Annotated in this window: 16 protein-coding genes; 5 read left to right on the forward strand and 11 right to left on the reverse strand. The window is 73.9% G+C overall.

Annotation, left to right across the window (positions count from 1 at the left end; all coding sequences use genetic code 11):
• Positions 1 to 327: 327 nt before the first annotated feature.
• Positions 328 to 1,626, forward strand: a complete 1,299-nt coding sequence (locus tag EAD89_RS10170) for a sensor histidine kinase (RefSeq protein ID WP_121653600.1) — start codon at positions 328 to 330, stop codon at positions 1,624 to 1,626.
• Between the two features lie 58 nt (positions 1,627 to 1,684).
• Positions 1,685 to 2,338 (forward strand): response regulator transcription factor, encoded by a 654-nt coding sequence (locus tag EAD89_RS10175; RefSeq protein WP_121653599.1) that lies wholly within the window; start codon positions 1,685 to 1,687, stop codon positions 2,336 to 2,338.
• Here the strand turns inward: EAD89_RS10175 and EAD89_RS10180 are convergent.
• Genes EAD89_RS10180 through EAD89_RS10190 form a run of 3 tightly spaced genes read right to left on the reverse strand, consistent with a single transcriptional unit; the run spans position 2,319 to position 4,880 of the window.
• The gene (locus EAD89_RS10180; protein WP_121675531.1) at positions 2,319 to 2,981 is read right to left on the reverse strand and encodes an HAD family hydrolase; all 663 of its coding nucleotides are present in this window, start codon (positions 2,979 to 2,981) and stop codon (positions 2,319 to 2,321) included. The genes EAD89_RS10175 and EAD89_RS10180 overlap by 20 nt on opposite strands.
• Before the next feature lie 20 nt (positions 2,982 to 3,001).
• Positions 3,002 to 3,256, reverse strand: a complete 255-nt coding sequence (locus tag EAD89_RS10185) for a glutaredoxin family protein (RefSeq protein ID WP_121653597.1) — start codon at positions 3,254 to 3,256, stop codon at positions 3,002 to 3,004.
• Positions 3,246 to 4,880: an AMP-binding protein gene (locus EAD89_RS10190; RefSeq protein ID WP_121675599.1), complete on the reverse strand. Its 1,635-nt coding sequence runs from the start codon at positions 4,878 to 4,880 to the stop codon at positions 3,246 to 3,248. The genes EAD89_RS10185 and EAD89_RS10190 overlap by 11 nt, the downstream gene beginning before the upstream one ends.
• A 587-nt stretch (positions 4,881 to 5,467) precedes the next feature.
• Between EAD89_RS10190 and EAD89_RS10195 the strand changes: the two genes are divergently transcribed.
• The 3 genes from EAD89_RS10195 (at position 5,468) to EAD89_RS10205 (ending at position 8,604) form a co-directional block, all read left to right on the forward strand.
• On the forward strand, positions 5,468 to 6,418 hold the full coding sequence (locus EAD89_RS10195; RefSeq protein WP_121653596.1) for an ECF subfamily RNA polymerase sigma factor, BldN family: 951 nt from the start codon (positions 5,468 to 5,470) through the stop codon (positions 6,416 to 6,418).
• A 287-nt stretch (positions 6,419 to 6,705) separates the two neighbouring features.
• On the forward strand, positions 6,706 to 7,584 hold the full coding sequence (locus tag EAD89_RS10200) for a DUF5667 domain-containing protein (RefSeq protein WP_121675532.1): 879 nt from the start codon (positions 6,706 to 6,708) through the stop codon (positions 7,582 to 7,584).
• 150 nt (positions 7,585 to 7,734) lie between these two features.
• Positions 7,735 to 8,604 (forward strand): HAD family phosphatase, encoded by an 870-nt coding sequence (locus tag EAD89_RS10205; protein WP_121653594.1) that lies wholly within the window; start codon positions 7,735 to 7,737, stop codon positions 8,602 to 8,604.
• 9 nt (positions 8,605 to 8,613) lie between these two features.
• On the opposite strand, the gene EAD89_RS10210 is transcribed toward EAD89_RS10205, so the two are convergent.
• The 8 genes from EAD89_RS10210 to EAD89_RS10245 all read right to left on the reverse strand — a co-directional run bounded on the left by EAD89_RS10210 (position 8,614) and on the right by EAD89_RS10245 (position 16,555).
• The gene (locus EAD89_RS10210) at positions 8,614 to 9,423 is read right to left on the reverse strand and encodes a lysophospholipid acyltransferase family protein (RefSeq protein WP_233578480.1); all 810 of its coding nucleotides are present in this window, start codon (positions 9,421 to 9,423) and stop codon (positions 8,614 to 8,616) included.
• 302 nt (positions 9,424 to 9,725) lie between these two features.
• Entirely contained in the window at positions 9,726 to 10,799 is a 1,074-nt protein-coding gene (locus EAD89_RS10215; RefSeq protein WP_121675601.1) for an NAD-dependent epimerase/dehydratase family protein, read from the reverse strand.
• A 121-nt stretch (positions 10,800 to 10,920) separates the two neighbouring features.
• Positions 10,921 to 11,022 carry an AURKAIP1/COX24 domain-containing protein gene (locus EAD89_RS10220; protein WP_007465623.1) on the reverse strand — a complete coding sequence of 34 codons (102 nt, stop codon included), beginning with the start codon at positions 11,020 to 11,022 and terminating at the stop codon, positions 10,921 to 10,923.
• A gap of 249 nt (positions 11,023 to 11,271) precedes the next feature.
• Positions 11,272 to 11,481 carry a helix-turn-helix domain-containing protein gene (locus EAD89_RS10225; protein ID WP_007465625.1) on the reverse strand — a complete coding sequence of 70 codons (210 nt, stop codon included), beginning with the start codon at positions 11,479 to 11,481 and terminating at the stop codon, positions 11,272 to 11,274.
• 224 nt (positions 11,482 to 11,705) lie between these two features.
• Entirely contained in the window at positions 11,706 to 12,890 is a 1,185-nt protein-coding gene (locus EAD89_RS10230; RefSeq protein WP_121675533.1) for an ABC transporter permease, read from the reverse strand.
• Complete coding sequence (locus EAD89_RS10235) at positions 12,887 to 13,816, reverse strand: ABC transporter ATP-binding protein (RefSeq protein WP_233578461.1); 930 nt, start codon at positions 13,814 to 13,816, stop codon at positions 12,887 to 12,889. Before EAD89_RS10235 ends, EAD89_RS10230 begins: the two co-directional genes overlap by 4 nt.
• Positions 13,813 to 15,204: an efflux RND transporter periplasmic adaptor subunit gene (locus tag EAD89_RS10240; protein WP_121675534.1), complete on the reverse strand. Its 1,392-nt coding sequence runs from the start codon at positions 15,202 to 15,204 to the stop codon at positions 13,813 to 13,815. Before EAD89_RS10240 ends, EAD89_RS10235 begins: the two co-directional genes overlap by 4 nt.
• 61 nt (positions 15,205 to 15,265) lie before the next feature.
• Complete coding sequence (locus tag EAD89_RS10245; RefSeq protein WP_121675535.1) at positions 15,266 to 16,555, reverse strand: hypothetical protein; 1,290 nt, start codon at positions 16,553 to 16,555, stop codon at positions 15,266 to 15,268.
• Positions 16,556 to 16,599 lie beyond the last annotated feature (44 nt).

Raw genomic sequence — 16,599 nt, forward strand, 5'->3', positions numbered from 1 at the left:
CGGCCGCTTATGGACTCCCGCTGGCGACCGAGATTGCCGGCTGTGCTAGCAGGGCGCGTCGGAACTAGAGAGTAGGCGCTTGTGAAGACGTGCACAAATCGCGATCTTGTCGCTGCGCGGCGCGACCCCACCAGCGCCTCCGTTCCGCAAGATCGATCCACCGGCATCCGCCCGCACCGCCCGGACAATTATTGCTCAATCCCGACTTCTCTGACCAATCCCGCGCCCAGGTCGGGCGGGCGGGTCGGGACGGGTAGGGACAGCACTACGGGGGAGAGGCAGGGCTTCGGGATGGGGTGGCGGACCCGCGCTGCCTAGCCTTTGGGCATGACCGCCGTTGCCGCCCCCAGCGACCAGCCGACGCTGGCACCGAGCATCCCCCGCCAGCTCTTCGTCGACTCCGGGTACGTGCTGCTCGGCCTCCCCCTGGCCCTGACCAGCTTCGTCGTCCTCGTCGTGGGCCTCGCGGTCGGCGTCGGGCTGGTCGTCACGGTGATCGGCCTGCCGATCATCAGCGGCACCCTGTACGCCGCCCGCGGGTTGGCCGACATCGAGCGCCTGCGGCTACCAGCGGTGCTCCGTCAGCCCCGGATCCGGCCGCACTACCGGCTGCCGGAGGCGGGGGCGAACGCCTGGCGGCGGATCTTCGTGCCGATGCGGGACGCCCAGTCCTGGCTCGACGTGGCACACGGCGTGCTGCGTCTGATCGTGTCGGTGATCACGTTCGTGGTGGCACTGGTCTGGTGGGCCGCCGCCGTGACCGGCTCGCTCTACTGGGCGTACGACTGGACGCTGCCGCGCGGCGAGGGCGACAGCGACCTCGCCCAGCTGCTCGGCCTGGGCGACTCGACCACCGCGCGGATCGGGCTGACCACCGCGATCGGGGTGTTCTTCCTGATCACCCTGCCGATCGTGGTCCGGGGCTGCGCGCTGCTCCAGGCCAGCTTCGCCCGGGCCATGCTGACCGGGGTGGCCGAGATGCGGGACCGGATCACCGTGCTGGAGGAGCAGAAACGCGCCGCCGTCTCCGCCGAGGCGTCCGCGCTGCGCCGGCTGGAACGCGACATTCACGACGGCCCCCAGCAGCGCCTGGTCCGGCTGGCGATGGACCTCAGCCGGGCCCGGCAGCAGTTGGCCACCGACCCGGAGGCGGCCGGGCGGACCATCGACGAGGCGGTCGCCCAGACCCGGGACACGTTGGCCGAGCTGCGGGCGTTGTCCCGGGGGATCGCCCCACCGGTCCTGGTCGACCGGGGGCTGCCCAGCGCCCTGGCCGCGCTCGCCGGCCGGGGGCTGATCCCGATCGAGCTCCAGGTGGACCCGCAGCTCGGCACGCCGGGCGGGCGGCTCGACCCCGCCGTGGAGAACACCGCGTACTTCATGGTGGCCGAGGCGTTGACCAACGTCGCCAAGCACAGCCGGGCCACCGAGGCCACCGTCGCCCTCACCCGGCAGGGCAACCATCTCCTGGTGCGGGTGGGCGACGACGGGCAGGGCGGCGCGCACCTCGCCAAGGGGCACGGGCTCGTCGGCATCGCCGACCGGGTGCGGGCCGCCGGCGGTGAACTGGCCGTCGTCAGCCCGGTCGGCGGGCCCACCGAGATCCGCGCGGAGCTTCCGCTGTGAGCCGCCGGACGCGGCGCCGAGGCCTACCGGCGGGCCGGACGTGGTAGACAACACAGCCATGCGCATCGTGATCGCCGACGACGCCGTCCTGCTCCGGGAGGGGCTGGTACGGCTGCTGACCGAGAGCGGGCACCAGGTGGTGGCCGCCGTGGGGGACGGCGACGCGCTGGTCGAGGCGGTGGTGAACCACCGGCCGGACGTGTCGATCGTCGACGTCCGGATGCCCCCGTCGCACACCGACGAGGGGCTGCGGGCGGCGGTGGAGGCCCGCCGGCTGGTGCCGCGTACCCCGATCCTGGTGTTGTCCCAGTACGTCGAGGTGTCGTACGCCGACGATCTGCTGGCCACCACCGGTGGCGCCGGCGGCGGGATCGGCTACCTGCTCAAGGACCGGGTGGCCGCGATCGACGAGTTCCTGGACGCGCTGCGCCGGGTGGCGGCCGGGGGCACGGTGCTCGACCCGGAGGTGGTCGGCCAGCTCTTCGCCCGACGCCGCCGGGACGACCCGCTGCGCGAGCTGACCCCGCGCGAACGCGAGGTGCTCGCCCTGATGGCCGAGGGGCGCTCGAACACCGCCATCGCCCGCGCCCTGGTGGTCAGCGACGGCGCGGTGGAGAAGCACGTGCGCAACATCTTCACCAAGCTCACCCTGCCACCGGACACCGAACAGCACCGGCGGGTGCTGGCCGTGCTCACCTATCTGCGGAACTGACCTCCCGCGCCAGGGTCACGGCGTCGGTGAGGGTGTCGGCGACCGGGTGGCCGGAGGCGCGCAGCCGGGTCGGGTCGGTGAAGCCGCCGGTGTAGAGCACCGCCCGACCACCCACCGCGAGCGCCGCGTCCGCGTCGTCGATGGAGTCGCCGATCAGCACCACCGAGTTGCCGTCCACGCCCAGCTCGGCCAGGTGCCGCTGGAGCGACTCGGCCTTGCGGTCGCCGCCCACCGCGGCACGCAACCCGTCCACCCGCGTGAAATGGCCGGTCAGCCCGTAGGTGTGCACGGTGGGCACCAGCTCCTCGTGGAACCACATGGAGAGCAGGCTCTGGCTGCCGGGCCACGCCGCCATCGCGGTCCGCGCATCGGCGGCCAGCTCGCAGGTGGTCAACCCGCTGCGGTACGCGTCGTGGAAGATCCGGTCCAGCCGGCCGAACTCATCGTCGTCCACGGCCTGACCGAGCACCTCGGCGTAGTACTCGGCGATCGGCCGGCGGAACCGCACCCGGTGCTCGTCCAGGGTGACCGCCGGCCCGCCCACGCTGGCGAACGCCGCGTTGGTGGCCGCGACCACCAGGCTGAGGTCGTTGAGCAGGGTGCCGTTCCAGTCCCACACGAGGTGGGGGCGCGCAGGGGTCATCAGAGCACCATAGGCACCGCTCAGAGCTGCGGCGTGGTCAGGTCCCGCAGCAGCCGTTCCTCCTCGACGCGCCAGTAGCCGTGCTCCTTGCCGTCGAGCAGCACCACCGGCAGCCGGTCCCCGTACTCCCGCTCCAGCCCCTCGTCGGCGGTGACGTCCCACTCGACCCACTTGTCCCCGGTGACCGCCACCACCCGGTCGAGCGCCGCCTTGGCGTCGTCGCACAGGTGGCAGCCGGGGCGGGTGATCAGGGCGAGCCGGGCGTCAGTGGACATCGGTTACCTCCGTGCGCGTGTCGGCGTTCGCCGGCGGGTCGGCCGGCGTCGCCGACCGGAGCTGGGTCTTGCGTACCTTGCCGATCGCCGAGTGCGGCAGGGCGTCGACGAAGTCGACCACGGTCGGGCACTTGAACCGGGCCAGGTTCCGCGCGCAATGGGCGAGCAGCTCCTCGCCGGTCACCTGCCGCCCCGGCGCCGGCACCACGTACGCCCGGACAGTCTCGCCGGTCCGGGGATGCGGCACACCCAGTACGGCCGACTCGGCCACCCCGGGGTGTCCGGAGAGCACCAGCTCGACCTCGCGCGGATAGACGTTGAACCCGTTGACCAGGATCAGCTCGCCGAGCCGGTCGACCAGGAAGAGGTCGCCGTCCTCGTCGGCGTACGCCACGTCGCCGGTCCCCCACCAGCCGTCGGCGTCCGGGCCGTCCCGGCCGTCGGGCCAGTAGCCGGTGAAGAGGTTGGGCCCGGCTACGACGATCTGCCCCGGGTCGGTGCCCGGCGCCACGTCGGAGATGTCCAGCTCATCCGGGTCCTCGTCGGGGACGGCCAGGCCGTCGCGCCAGAGGTCCGTGCCGTCGGCGCCGACCAGGCGCAGCCGCACGCCGGGCAGCGGCCGGCCGATCGAGCCGGCCTTGGCCACGCCGCCGACCAGGGTGGAGGTGAGCACCGGCGCGGTCTCGGTGAGGCCGTACCCGACGTGCACCGGATGACCGGTCGCCTCGGTGAAGCGCGCCGCGACCGCCGGCTCCAGCGGCGCCGCGCCGCAGACCGCCACCCTGACGGAGGCGGTCGCCGCCCGGAGCTCCGCCGCGCCGGCCCAGGCCAGGAACATCGACGGTACGCCGACCAGCACGGTGACCCGGTGCCGGGCGATCTCGTCGAGCCCCGCCGTGGGCCCCGGCTCGTCGAGCAGCACGCCGGTCGCGCCATGGTGGACGACCGCGCCGAGCCCCGAGTTGAGCCCGTACGCGTGGAACAGCGGCAGGGCCAGGAGCACCGTGTCCCCCGGGCCGACCACCGGCGGCTCGATCCGGTCGACCTGCTCGTGGTTCGCCAGCAGGGCGCGGTGCGAGAGCATCGCGCCCTTGGGACGGCCCTCGGTGCCTGAGGTGTAGAGCAGTACGGCCAGGTCTGCGCCACCCCGGCGCGGGCGCGTCGGCGGCTCGGGCGCGTCGACGGCGGACCGTGGGGGCGTGCCGTGCACGGCGGTGAGCGCGGGCAGCTCGGCGGCCACCTCGGCGACCAGGCCCCGGACCCGCTCGGTGCCGATCAGCACCGAGGCGCCGGAGTCGGCGAGCACGTGCCGCAGTTCCGGGGCGGTGAAGCCGGGGTTGACCGGAACCGCGACGAGTCCGGCGCGCAGGGCGCCGAGCCAGCTGACCACGAAGTCGATGGTGTTGGGCGGTGCGATCGCGACGCGTGGCGGCGTACCGCCCGGATCGTCGGGCGGCGCGGCGGCGGTCAGCGCGTACGCGGTGGAGGCCACTGCGGCGTCCAGTTCGGACCAGCTCAGGGTCCGGTCGCGCCAGTGCAGCGCGGCCCGATCGCCGTGGTCGAGAGCCGCCCGGTGGACCCGGTCGGCGAGGTTCGGCTCGGTGTTTGCCGATGCGTCCTGCACGGTGATCGAGTCTGGCACAGCGGGCGGCGCCAGGCCACGCCCGACGGTCGGGGCGGCGGACGGTCGGCGGCGCCAGGAAAGGTCCCGCCCACGGGACTGACCACTGTGCCACCGGCGATCCGATCACGTCCCGTCGATGGGACGGGCGACGCCACGCCCCGCCGGTTCGGCCGGGTCGCGCCGACCACCGGACGGGACGGGTCAGCCGAATGGGCAATGCGCCCTCGACCAGGGGTTCCACCCTGGATCACCGCGCCGCTCCAAAGTCAATCGCACACGACGGACAACCGGTCCGCCGACGGTGCGACGGAGGGGGAAATACTTCCGCCCTGTGTAACGGACTTGCCACGCGCGGGTGACGTTGGCCCTATCATCACTCGGGTCGGCTCACCCCATTTGCCGTGAGTCGACACCCCTCAGCCCGAGGAGGCCCCCGTGCCTGTGAGCGCATTGGACCAGCACCTCAAGGGGAACTGCCGCCCGTCGGCACACCCCGGAACCGTCCTGCCCGACCGGAAGCCCGGTCGGTCCGCACCGCCGACCCGCAGACCCGCCCGCCCGGCGACCGACGGGACGGGGGCGACGCGGTGACCACCTTCGGTTATGCGGAGCGCCCGGTCGGCCTGACCGGTCAGACGGCTCGCGCCCAGGTCAACGAGCGGCCAGCGGCCCGCGCCCCGATGGACGAACCGCACGGCGCCGCCGTGCGGGGCGACGGCACGGCGAAGCGGATTCGCAACCGGCCACACCACAACGAGCCGCCACCACGACCGGCGGTGCCCGGCGGAAACGCGAAGCCGGCCGGCGGCCGGGTCGCCGTACCGGCCCGACCGACCATGCCGGCCCAGGGCCGACGGGTCAGCGACACACCGACGGCGCCCGCCGACGCGTCCGCGGGCGAGACGGCGGTGATCCCGGCGGTACCGGCCGCCACCACCCCGACCGGCTTCCCGAGCCGACCGGACCCGTCCGACCCGGCCACCGAGGTCTGGACGCTGATCGAGCGGGCCCAGGCCGGCGAGTCCGAGGCGTTCGGCCTGATCTACGACCGGTACGTGGACACCGTGTTCCGGTTCGTCTACTTCCGGGTCGGCAACCGGCAGCTCGCCGAGGACCTCACCTCGGACACCTTCCTCCGCGCGCTCAAGCGGATCAGCAGCTTCACCTGGCAGGGCCGCGACCTCGGCGCCTGGCTGGTGACCATCGCCCGCAACCTGGTCGCGGACCACTTCAAGTCCGGCCGGTACCGGCTGGAGGTCACCACCGGCGACGTGCTCGACGCCGACCGGGAGGACCGGGGCCCGGAGGGCAGCCCGGAGGCGGCGGTGGTCGAGCACATCACCAACGTCGCCCTGCTCACCGCCGTGAAGCAACTCAACCCGGAGCAGCAGGAGTGCATCGTGCTCCGGTTCCTCCAGGGCTTCTCGGTCGCCGAGACGGCACGGGCGATGGGCAAGAACGAGGGCGCCATCAAGGCCCTCCAGTACCGGGCGGTCCGCGCCCTGGCCCGGCTCCTGCCCGACGGCTTCCAGCCGTAGTTTCTTCCGGCGGGACCGATGGGCGTCGATCGGCGTCCCGGCAGCTCAGTCGGTCGCGCCTGGTGACGACGATCACTTTCTGTGATTTCCGGCCCGCCAGGCCCGTAACCCGTGCCCGGTCCACGGCGTTTCTCCGGGTGCGACCGGTGGTTGCCCCGGCAGGACCGGGTCAGCGAGGTTCGTCCGGCATGCCGGACCGGCCTCACCTCCGTGGCGTCACACTGCCGCCCGGTCGCTGGCAAGGACCGCGGCCGCCCGGCCGTGACCAGCGAGAGGAGGTGCCTGCGGTGGACAACATCCTCTTCTCCCGCCGGCGCGCGGAGCGCTTCGCGCAGCTTCTCGACGAGGCCAACGGCGGCCGACGGCACCACGTCCGGTCCCGTGCGGATGGCCAGCTCGCGCCGCTCGTCGCGGTGGGCCAGCGGCTCAGCGTCGATCCACCGGCGGTCGAGGTCGACCCCGACTTCCGGACCGGCCTGCGGGCGATGCTGCTCGCCACCGCGGTGCGGGAAGGGCTGGGCACCACACCGCCGGCCGGCGAACCGGCCACCGCGCGTCCCGCCGGCACCAACCGGGGTTCCCTGCTTCCGGCGGTCACCGCCCGCCGGGCCCGCGCCCGGGGCGCGATCCTGATCGGCATCGCGGCCGGCGCCATCGCCGTCTCCGGCATCTCCGCCGCCAGCGAGAACGCGGTCCCCGGCGACGCGCTCTACGGCATGAAGCGCTCGACCGAGCGGGCCCAGCTCGCCCTGGCCAGCTCGGACATCAGCCGCGGTCAGCTCTTCCTGGACTTCGCCCGGACCCGACTCGGGGAGGCCGCCGAGCTGCGCGGCGACCCGATCGGCTACAGCGCGGTCCTCGACGACATGGACGCCGACACCCGGCAGGGTGTCCGCCTGCTCAACGCCGCCGCCGTGCAGCGGGCCGAGCCGGCCAGCCTGGACACCGTCAACACCTTCGTCGCGGGTCAGCGGCGAGCGGTGGGCAACCTGCTCGACGGGGCCACCCGGGCCGACCGGGAGCGGACCCGGCGTTCGCTGGCGCTGCTGGACGGCATCCGGGACCGCTCGGACGCGCTGCGCGCGGCGATCGCCTGCGGCCTGCCGGCGCCGACGGCCAGCGACACGCTCGGCCCCGCCCCGTCCGCCTGCCCCGGCACCCGCTGACCCACCCGGGGCGCCCAGCCGCCCCGGCCACTCCCATACCGCAGGTCCGGCCGGTTCTGCCACAGTTCGCTCGCTGCCCGGCCGGTCGACCGTGCTTGCCGGCTACCCTCGCTGGAGGCATCCGTCGTACCTGGCGAGGAAGGGAGACGCGTGGCGCGCAGCCGCAAGGTGACGGTCAGCACCGACGCCCATGGTCACACCGCCGGCTGGGCGGACACCGAACTGGCTCCGACGACCGCGCCAGACCCGACCGCAGCGGCCTTCTTCGACGTGGACAACACGATGATGCAGGGCGCCTCGATCTACTGGTTCGCCCGCGGCCTCGCCGCGCGGAACTACTTCACCACCGCCGACCTGGGCCGGTTCGCCTGGCAGCAGCTCCGGTTCCGGTTGCTCGCGCGGGAGCACGCCGGTGACATGTCCCAGGCCAAGGAGGCCGCGCTGGCCTTCGTCGAGGGCTGGCGGGTGGACGACGTGGAACGCCTCACGGAGGAGATCTTCGACGAGCTGATGGCTCCCCGGATCTGGGCCGGTACGCACCAGCTCGCGCAGCGCCACCTGGACGCCGGCCAGCGGGTCTGGCTGGTGAGCGCCGCCCCGGTGGAGATCGGTCGGGTGATCGCCACCCGGCTCGGCCTGACCGGCGCGATCGGCACGGTGGCCGAGGTGGTGGACGGGGCGTACACCGGGCGGCTGGTGGGCGACCTGATGCACGGGCCGGCGAAGGCCGAGGCGGTCACCCAGCTCGCCGCCGTGGAGCGGCTGGACCTGACCCGCTGCGCGGCCTACAGCGACTCGGCCAACGACCTGCCGCTGCTCTCCGCCGTGGGGCGGGCGGTGGCGGTCAATCCGGACGGGACCCTGCTGCGGCAGGCCCGGCAGCGCGGCTGGGAGGTACGGGACTTCCGTACCGGCCGTCGCGCGGTCAAGATCGCCGTGCCGTCGACCGCTGCGGCCGGGCTGGTCGCCGGCGCGGTCGCCGGTGGCCTGGCGTTGCAGCGTCGCCGCCGCAGCGGCTGAGCGGCGGGCTCAGGGGCCGAACGGGTCCGGCCGTCGCTCCAGCAGCGTGTGCAGGGTCTGCTGGATGGTCTCCCGCACCTGGTCGGCGAGGTTGAAGACCACCAGCGGGTCGTCCGCCGAGTCGGTCAGGTGCGCGGTCGGGATCGGTGGGCAGAACTGGATCAGCCACTTGCTGGGCAGCGGCACCATCCCCAGCGGCCCGAGCCACGGGAAGGTCGGCGTGACCGGGAAATACGGCAGTTTGAGAAGCCGCGCGAGGGGCTTGATGTCGGCGAGCATCGGATAGATCTCCTCGCCACCGACGATGGCGACCGGCACGATCGGAGTGCCGGTGCGCAGCGCCGCCGAGACGAAGCCACCCCGGCCGAACCGTTGCAGCTTGTACCGGTCGGCGTAGAGCTTGCCGATGCCCTTGAAGCCCTCGGGGAAGACACCGACCAGGTCGCCGCCGCCGAGCAGCCGCTCGGCGTCCGGGTTGCAGGCCACCGTGCCACCGGTCTTGCGGGCGATCTCCGACACCACCGGCATCCGGAAGACGAGATCCGCACCGAGCAGGCGCAGGTAGCGATGCGCGGGGTGCTTGTCGTGCAGCGCCGCCGAGAGGATCAACGCGTCCAGCGCCACCGTGCCCGAGTGGTTGCCGACCACCAGGGCGGGCCCGTCGACGGGGACGTGCTCCACCCCGCTGACCTCGGTGCGGAACCAGTCCCGGTAGAGCAGCCGCAGCAGCGGATGGAAGACCGCGTCGGTCAGCTCCGGGTCGAAGCCGAACTCGTCGACCTCGTAGTCGCCGGAGAGCCGCCGGCGCAGGAACGCCAGGCCGTTCGCGACCTTCCGGTCCCAGTGGTCACCCGGCCGGTCCGCGACGGCCGGCTCGGTGCCACCCGTCTCGCCGCCGGTGGCCGGAGCGCGCCCGCCCGCCGGTTCGCCGGGAACCGGGCCGTCGACCGGCTCGTCGGTGGCCGCGGTGTCGACCTCGTCGGCCGGCGCCGGGGTCGGCGCCACCCGGGCCGCCGGTCGGTGTCCGTTGCGCCGCGCCGGGTCCGTGCCCGGCGCGGTCGGCCCCTGCGGTACGTCGAACCGCCCGATGCTGGCCGGGTCACGACCCTCCCCCGCCCCCGTCACGACCGCTCCCGGATCGCGGAGCGGACCTGCCGGATGCCGTCCAGGACGAGCTGCTCAGCGGCGGCCAGGTGGTCCCGGGTGACCACGACCCCTCCGTGGTGGGCTCGGATGAAGTCGTCGAAGGCCGCGGCGGTGGAACGCGGGGTGAAGCCGTACTCCCGCTCCAGCCGGGTCGTGTCGACGACCCGGCCGTGCACGAAGAGGTCGACCTGGTCCAGGCCGTAGCGGCCGAAGCCCATGCTGCGGGCCAGCGCGGCGGCGCCGGAGAGGCCCGGCTCCAGCACCGGGACGGCCACACGACCGGCGCGCCGGATCGCCTGGGACAGCGAGAGCACGCCCGGCCCGGCGACGTTGTAGGTGCCGGGATGATCCTCCACGATCGACCGGTGCAGCACCTCCAGCGCGTCGTCGATGTGCAGGAACTGCAGGCGGGGATCGCGGCCGAAGACGGTGGGCACCAGCGGCTGCGCGAAGTAGCGGGTCAACGTCGTGTCGGCGGTCGAGCCGATGAACGGCGCGAAGCGCAGCACGGTGGCGGTGACGTCGGATCGACGACGCCGGAAGCCGCGGACGTACCCCTCGACGTCGAGGATGTCCCGGCCGAAACCGCCGCGCGGCACCTCGCGCGGCTCGGTCTCCTCGGTGAACACCGCCGGGTCCCGGAACGACACGCCGTAGGCGGCGGTCGACGAGCGGACCACCAGCTTGCGCAGCCGGGGCGCCCGTTGGCAGGCGGCGAGCAGTTGCATGGTGCCGATGACGTTCTGGTCCTTCATGGCCGACCGGCCGCCGTGCTGCGGGTCGGCAGAGCTGACCAGCGCGAGGTGCACCACCGCGTCGACGTCGAGGTCGGCGAGGAGCCCGCCGAGCGAGCCGGCGTCGACGCGGATCCGTTCGACGCGGTCCAGTACGTCGGTGAACTCGGCGCCGGGGTCCGGCGCGTCCACCCCGATGACCCGCTCGATACGCGGGTCGGCGGCCAGGCGGGCCGCCACGTGGGCGCCCAGGTAACGACCGACCCCGGTGACGACGACGACCCCCGGAGCACCTGAGGTGCTACCGGGGGTCATCTGACGCACCTACCCCGGCAGGAGTGATCGAGCCGGGACGACCACGGCCTGATCACCTGAGCCTCCGGAGGTCGACAGGTGGCAAGTGACGCCGGATGCCGGGCAGAGTGCCCGGCGGCGATCACTTGCCGAGACGGCGACGCTGGACGCGGGTCTTGCGCAGCAGCTTGCGGTGCTTCTTCTTAGCCATGCGCTTGCGGCGCTTCTTGACCACCGAGCCCATACGACAGCCTTTCGATACAACGTGCGGGGCGGACCGGATGACACCACGCAGGTGGCGACGGCGACCGCTTGCGGACAACGGACCGGACCAGTCTGGGCGGCGGGGCGCACCGGTGGGGTCTCGGTCGGGCTCCAGGGTAGCCGGAGAGCGTCAGCAGGACCAACGCGCCCCCGTCGATGCCGCTTTCCGGGCGTGACCGCGCGGCCCGCCAGCTCCCGCTACGTCGTGTTCGGCGGGCGCGGCGGTGGCTCAGGCGGTCTCCTGAAACGCACCCCGCAGATATTCGTGCACCGCGTGCTCAGGCACCCGGAACGACCGGCCGACCCGGACCGCGGTGAGCTCACCGCTGTGCACCAGGCGATAGACCGTCATCTTCGAGACCCGCATCACCGTCGCCACCTCGGCAACGGTGAGGAACTTGACCTCCGACAGCCGTCCGTCGGACTGCGACCCGGCCATGGCTTCACCGACCCATCCCATGCCCGGCGCGTGCCAACCCGACGGATGCTCCGGGCCGGGCCGGCGACGCGCGTGTTACCAGTACGGTAGCGGGGCGGCTGTGACCGGCGCGATCCCTTCGTACAACTGATCATGTTCGGGCCGCCGGTTCACCCGATCCGCGCTCCCGGTATCTCCCTGCCTGCGTCCGGCGTCCGGTTGGGGCGGCTCGGAACGGCGGTGGCTCACTCGGCGCGCAGCGCCACCACCGGGTCGAGCCGGCCGGCGCGCTGCGCGGGAACCACCCCGAAGACGATGCCCACCGCCGCCGACACGCCGAACGCGAGCGCCAACGACCACCAGGTGATCGCCGCCGGGATCGGGGACAGCGCGTCCACCAGCAGCGCGGTGCCCACGCCGAGCGCCATCCCGGTCAGCCCGCCGATCGTGGTGAGCAGCACCGCCTCCAGCAGGAACTGCACACCGATGTCCCGGGGGCGGGCGCCGACGGCCTTGCGCAGCCCGATCTCCCGCGTCCGCTCCCGGACGCTGACCAGCATGATGTTGGAGACGCCCACCCCGCCGACCAGCAGTGAGATGCCGGCGATGGCGGCCAGTACGCCGGTGAGAACACCGAGGATGTCGCCGAGCACGCCGAGGATCTGCTGCTGGGTGACCGCGCTGAACTCGGTGTCCGGGTGCCGGCGGTTGAGTTCGGCGACGATCCGCTCGCCCAGCTCGTCGATGCGCTCCCGGTCCGGCGCCTTCACCGCGATGCCGTCCACCCGCTGCGTGCCCCAGAGCCGCTGCGCGGCGGTCACCGGCACGTGCACCTCGTCGTCCCGGTCCACGCCGAGGCTCTGCCCGAGCGGCGCGAAGACGCCGATCACGCGGAACCGCACGCCGGCCAGCGTCACCTGCTGCCCGAGCGGGTCCCGGTCGGGGAAGAGAGCGCGGGCCACCGAGTCGCCGAGCACCGCCACCCGCCGGCTGGTGTCCACGTCCGTGCCGGTGAGGTAGCGGCCCCGGGCCAGCGACCGGGTGAACACCGCCGGGGTGGTCTCCAGTACGCCCTGCACGGTGGTGAAGTCGGTGCGGGCGCCGGCTCGCGCGGTCGCACCGGAGGCGATGGTGACCGCCACCCGGTCGGGGTCCCCTACCACCCGGGTGACGGCGTCCACGTCCTTGAGGGTCAGCGGCGAGACCACCGGCGCGGTGCCCACCTCGATCCTGCCGGGCACGACCAGCAGCAGGTTGGAGCCGAGCCCCTCGACCTGCTGCTCCACCTTCTGTTTGGTGCCGGTGCCGATGGCCACCAGCAGCACCACCGAGGCCACGCCGATGATCACCCCGAGCATGGTCAGCGCGCTGCGCAGGCGATTGGCCCGCAACGCGTCCAGCGCCACCCGCCACGCCTCGGCGACCCTCACGAGTCGCTCCCGTCGCCGGTCGCCGCGTCGGCGTCCTCGGACCCCGGGCCGCGGTCCGGCGGGTGCGGAAGGCGCCCGGTGGCTCCGGCGGCGCCACCAGAGCCACCGGACGGGTGCCCCGGGCCGCTTCCGGACACGGACCGGGGCTCCGCGCTGGGAGCGGGGACCAGTGTCGCAGGTCGACCATGATCAACGGACAGCGGTCGATCATGCAGGTGGGCGGTGCCGTCGTCGGTCGCGCTGTCCGCTACCACCACGCCGTCGCGCATGGTGATCCGGCGGCGGGCGCGAGCCGCCACCTCCTGGTCGTGGGTGACCATCACCAGCGCCACCCCGGACTCGGCGTTCAGCCGCTCCAGCAGCTCCAGCACCGCCGCGCCGGTGACGCTGTCCAGGTTGCCGGTGGGCTCGTCGGCCAGCAGCACCGTCGGCTCGGTGACCAGCGCGCGGGCGATGGCGACCCGCTGCTGCTCTCCGCCGGACATCTGGTTGGGCCGGTGGCCCAACCGGTGCCCGAGGCCGACCCGGCCGAGCATCGCCGCCGCCCGCTCCCGGCGCTGGCGGGCCGACACGCCCCGGTAAACCAGCGGCAACGCCACGTTCTCCACCGCCGAGGTACGCGGCAGCAGGTGAAACGCCTGGAAGACGAAGCCGATCGTCTCGTTGCGCAGGGTGGCCATCTCCGGTGGGGACAGTGCGTTGACGTCCCGACCGCCGATCACCAGCCGACCGCCGGTGGGCCGGTCGAGCCCGCCGAGGAGATGCATGAGGGTGGACTTGCCCGACCCGGACGGCCCGACCAGCGCCACGTAATCACCCGGCTGCACGGTCAGCGACACGCCACGCAGCGCCTCGACCGACACCCCGTCCAGCTGGTACGTCCGGGACACGTCCACCGCCTCGATCGCCGGCGGCGAGGCGGTCACCGCACCTCCTGGCCGTCGCGGACCTGGTCGGCGCCGCGGACCACGACCCGGTCGCCGGCCTGCACACCGTCGAGGATCTGCACCAGGTCCGAGCCCTGGACGCCGACGGTCACCGGCGCCCGGTCCGCCCTGCCGTCGCGCACGACCCAGACGGCGTCCCGGCCGTCGGTGGAGAACACCGCCGAGGCGGGGACGGTCACCGCGTCGGCGGCCTCACGCACCCGCAGGTGGACGATCGCGTTCATGCCGGGACGCGGCGTCGGCGCCGGCTCGTCCTCGGCCAGCTTTCCGGCGCCCAGCGCCAGGCGTACCCGGTAGGTGACCCCGCCCTGCGCGGAGCTGGTCGGCAGCACGTCCACCGAGCGGACCATGGCGTCGTAGCTGGCGCCGGTGACCGCGTCCAGCTCGACGGTGGCGGTCACGCCGGCCTTGACCAGCAGCACGTCGGTCTCGTCCACCTCAGCCAGCAGCCCCAACTGCCCGGTGTCGACCACGGTGAGCACCGGCGTGCCGGCGGTGACCTGGCCACCCACCGCCACCGCGTCGTCCACCCCCGCGGGTGGCCCGCCCTGGCTGGGAGCCAGCACCGACGGGTCGATCCCGGCCGCCTGGGCGCCGCCGGCCTGCTCCAGCAGCCCGGCCAGACCACCGCCCGGGCCACCGCCGGCCCGGGTGCCGCCCGGCTGTACCACCCCGCTGACCGGGGCGCGCAGGGTCAGCGCGTCGACGGTCGTCTTCGCCAGGTCGTACGCCTGCTGGGACTGGAGCCGCTGAGCCGTGGAGAGCGCGCCGACCGCCGAGTTCAGCCCGCTGATCCCCCGCTGCACCGCGCGGACGGCCTGGTCGGCGGTGCGCGCGGCGGCGGCGTACTGCCGCTGGGCGGACGTCACCTGGGTGCGCAGCGCGTCCCGCAGTTGCGGGTCGGCGATCTTCTCGGCGGCCTTGCGGGCGGCGTCGAACGCCTCGTCGGCGGCCCGGTCGGTGTCACGCCGGCTGCCGGTCAGGCTCCCGGTGGAGACACCCCGGCCGGCACGCTTCGCGGCGGTGAGCGCCTCCTTCGCCTGGCGGAGCCGCTGCTGAGCGGAGGGTGAATCGACGACGGCGAGGACCTGACCGCGCTTCACCCGCTGTCCGGGCTGGACGCGCAGGCTGGCCAGGGTGCCGTCGGCGGGAGCGGTCAGGGTGGCGGCGGCCCGGGCGGTCACCGTCGCCGGCGCGTCGATCACCTCGGTGACCGGGTTGCGCACGGCCGAGGCGAGCGCGAGGTCGGGGTCGTCGTCGCCGCACGAGGCGGCGGTGGTGGCGGTGAGGACGACGACGGCGGTCAGGGCGGTGAGCAGGCGGGGCCGCGTGGCGTGGACAGGCCGCGGCGACTGGGGGCGGCGCACCCATCGATGGTACGGCTCACCGCCCAGCTCACCACGGCGTGGCGGCCGCCCCTCGGTCGGGTCAGGCGGCGGCGGCGCGGACGTACGCCACGCACTCGTCGTGCAACGTCGACCACTGCTCGCCGAACGCGTCCTCGGCGGCGACCGCGAACGCCTTGCGTTCGTGCACCACGGCCTTGAAGAAGGCGAGCAGCCGCTGTGGCCCGTACCGGTCGACGAGATGCCGGACGGCGAGGTAGCCGACGCCGTAGCTGCCGCCGACCCGATCCGCGGGAGCGTCGTCGGCGGGGGTGATGCCCTCGAGCCGGCCGTCCCAGGCGCTCCGGACCAGCTTCCGCACCTGGGCGAGCCCCTCGTACCGGTCGACCGGCTGGCCACCGGCGCCCGCGTACTCGGCCAGCCCCTCCACCAGCCACCAGGTCGTCTTGCCCGGGTAGCCGCGTTCCGGCAGCGAGGCGGCGTGGGTCAGCTCGTGCCGGAGCAGATCGTCCGCGCCGCTGCTGGGCAGCCCGTCGGCGTTGAGCACCACCTCGTGGTGGCCGCCGCCCACCGTCACCGCGTAGCCACCGGTCCACTGTGGCCGGCCACCGCCGTACCAGCGCTGCCACTCGCCGCGCCCGGCGTAGAAGATCCGGTACCGGTCCGGTGGTGAGCCGGCCACCACGTACCCGTCGGCGACCGCGGCCGCCGCCTCGGCCTGCGCGAGCAGGCTGGGCAACTTGCCACGCAGTGCCGGGGTGGTGGCCACGATCGTCCGTGGGCCGATCGCCACGGCCAGGTCGCTGATCTCCCAGGGCCGGGTGCCGGTCTCCGCCGACTTGGATTCCTCCATGGCGACCAGCAGGGGCTGGGCGGCGTTCTCCCGCCAGCGGGTGCCGATCAGCACCGGGCTGGGGCGGCAGGCCGGTGCCACGAAGCAGTACTGGAAGCGCACCAGCAGCCGCCACTCGCCCGGTTTGCCGACGACCGGCGCCGGCAGGCCGCTCGGCTCGGCGCGCCAGACGGTGACCTTGAGCGCGCGCAGCGCGGCGAAGCGGCGGCGCAGGTCGGCCTGCGCCGCGGGCGCGGCGACGGCGAGGAAGCCGGCCCGGTCGCCGCCGAGCAGCGCCGTGGACTGCCGCTGGAGTTGGGCGGTCATCCGGTCGCCCAGCCCTCGGGCGACCGCGGTGGCCGGGTCATCCGTCGCCGACGCTCCGATGCGTCCGACGGTGGCCTGGCCGCCGGCCTCCCGCACCACTCCCACCACCAGCAGCGCCGGCAGGCCGCAGCCCAGCAGCAGGACGAACACCACGAGCACCGTCCACAGCGGCCAGAGCCGCCGCGGCGCCAGCCGCTGCTCCCCGTCAATCACCCGCCGAAGGGTACGACCATTCCCTGGATCGGGCGAGGCCGCCC

This window comes from Micromonospora sp. BL4, assembly GCF_003667505.1.
Taxonomy (GTDB): domain Bacteria; phylum Actinomycetota; class Actinomycetes; order Mycobacteriales; family Micromonosporaceae; genus Micromonospora.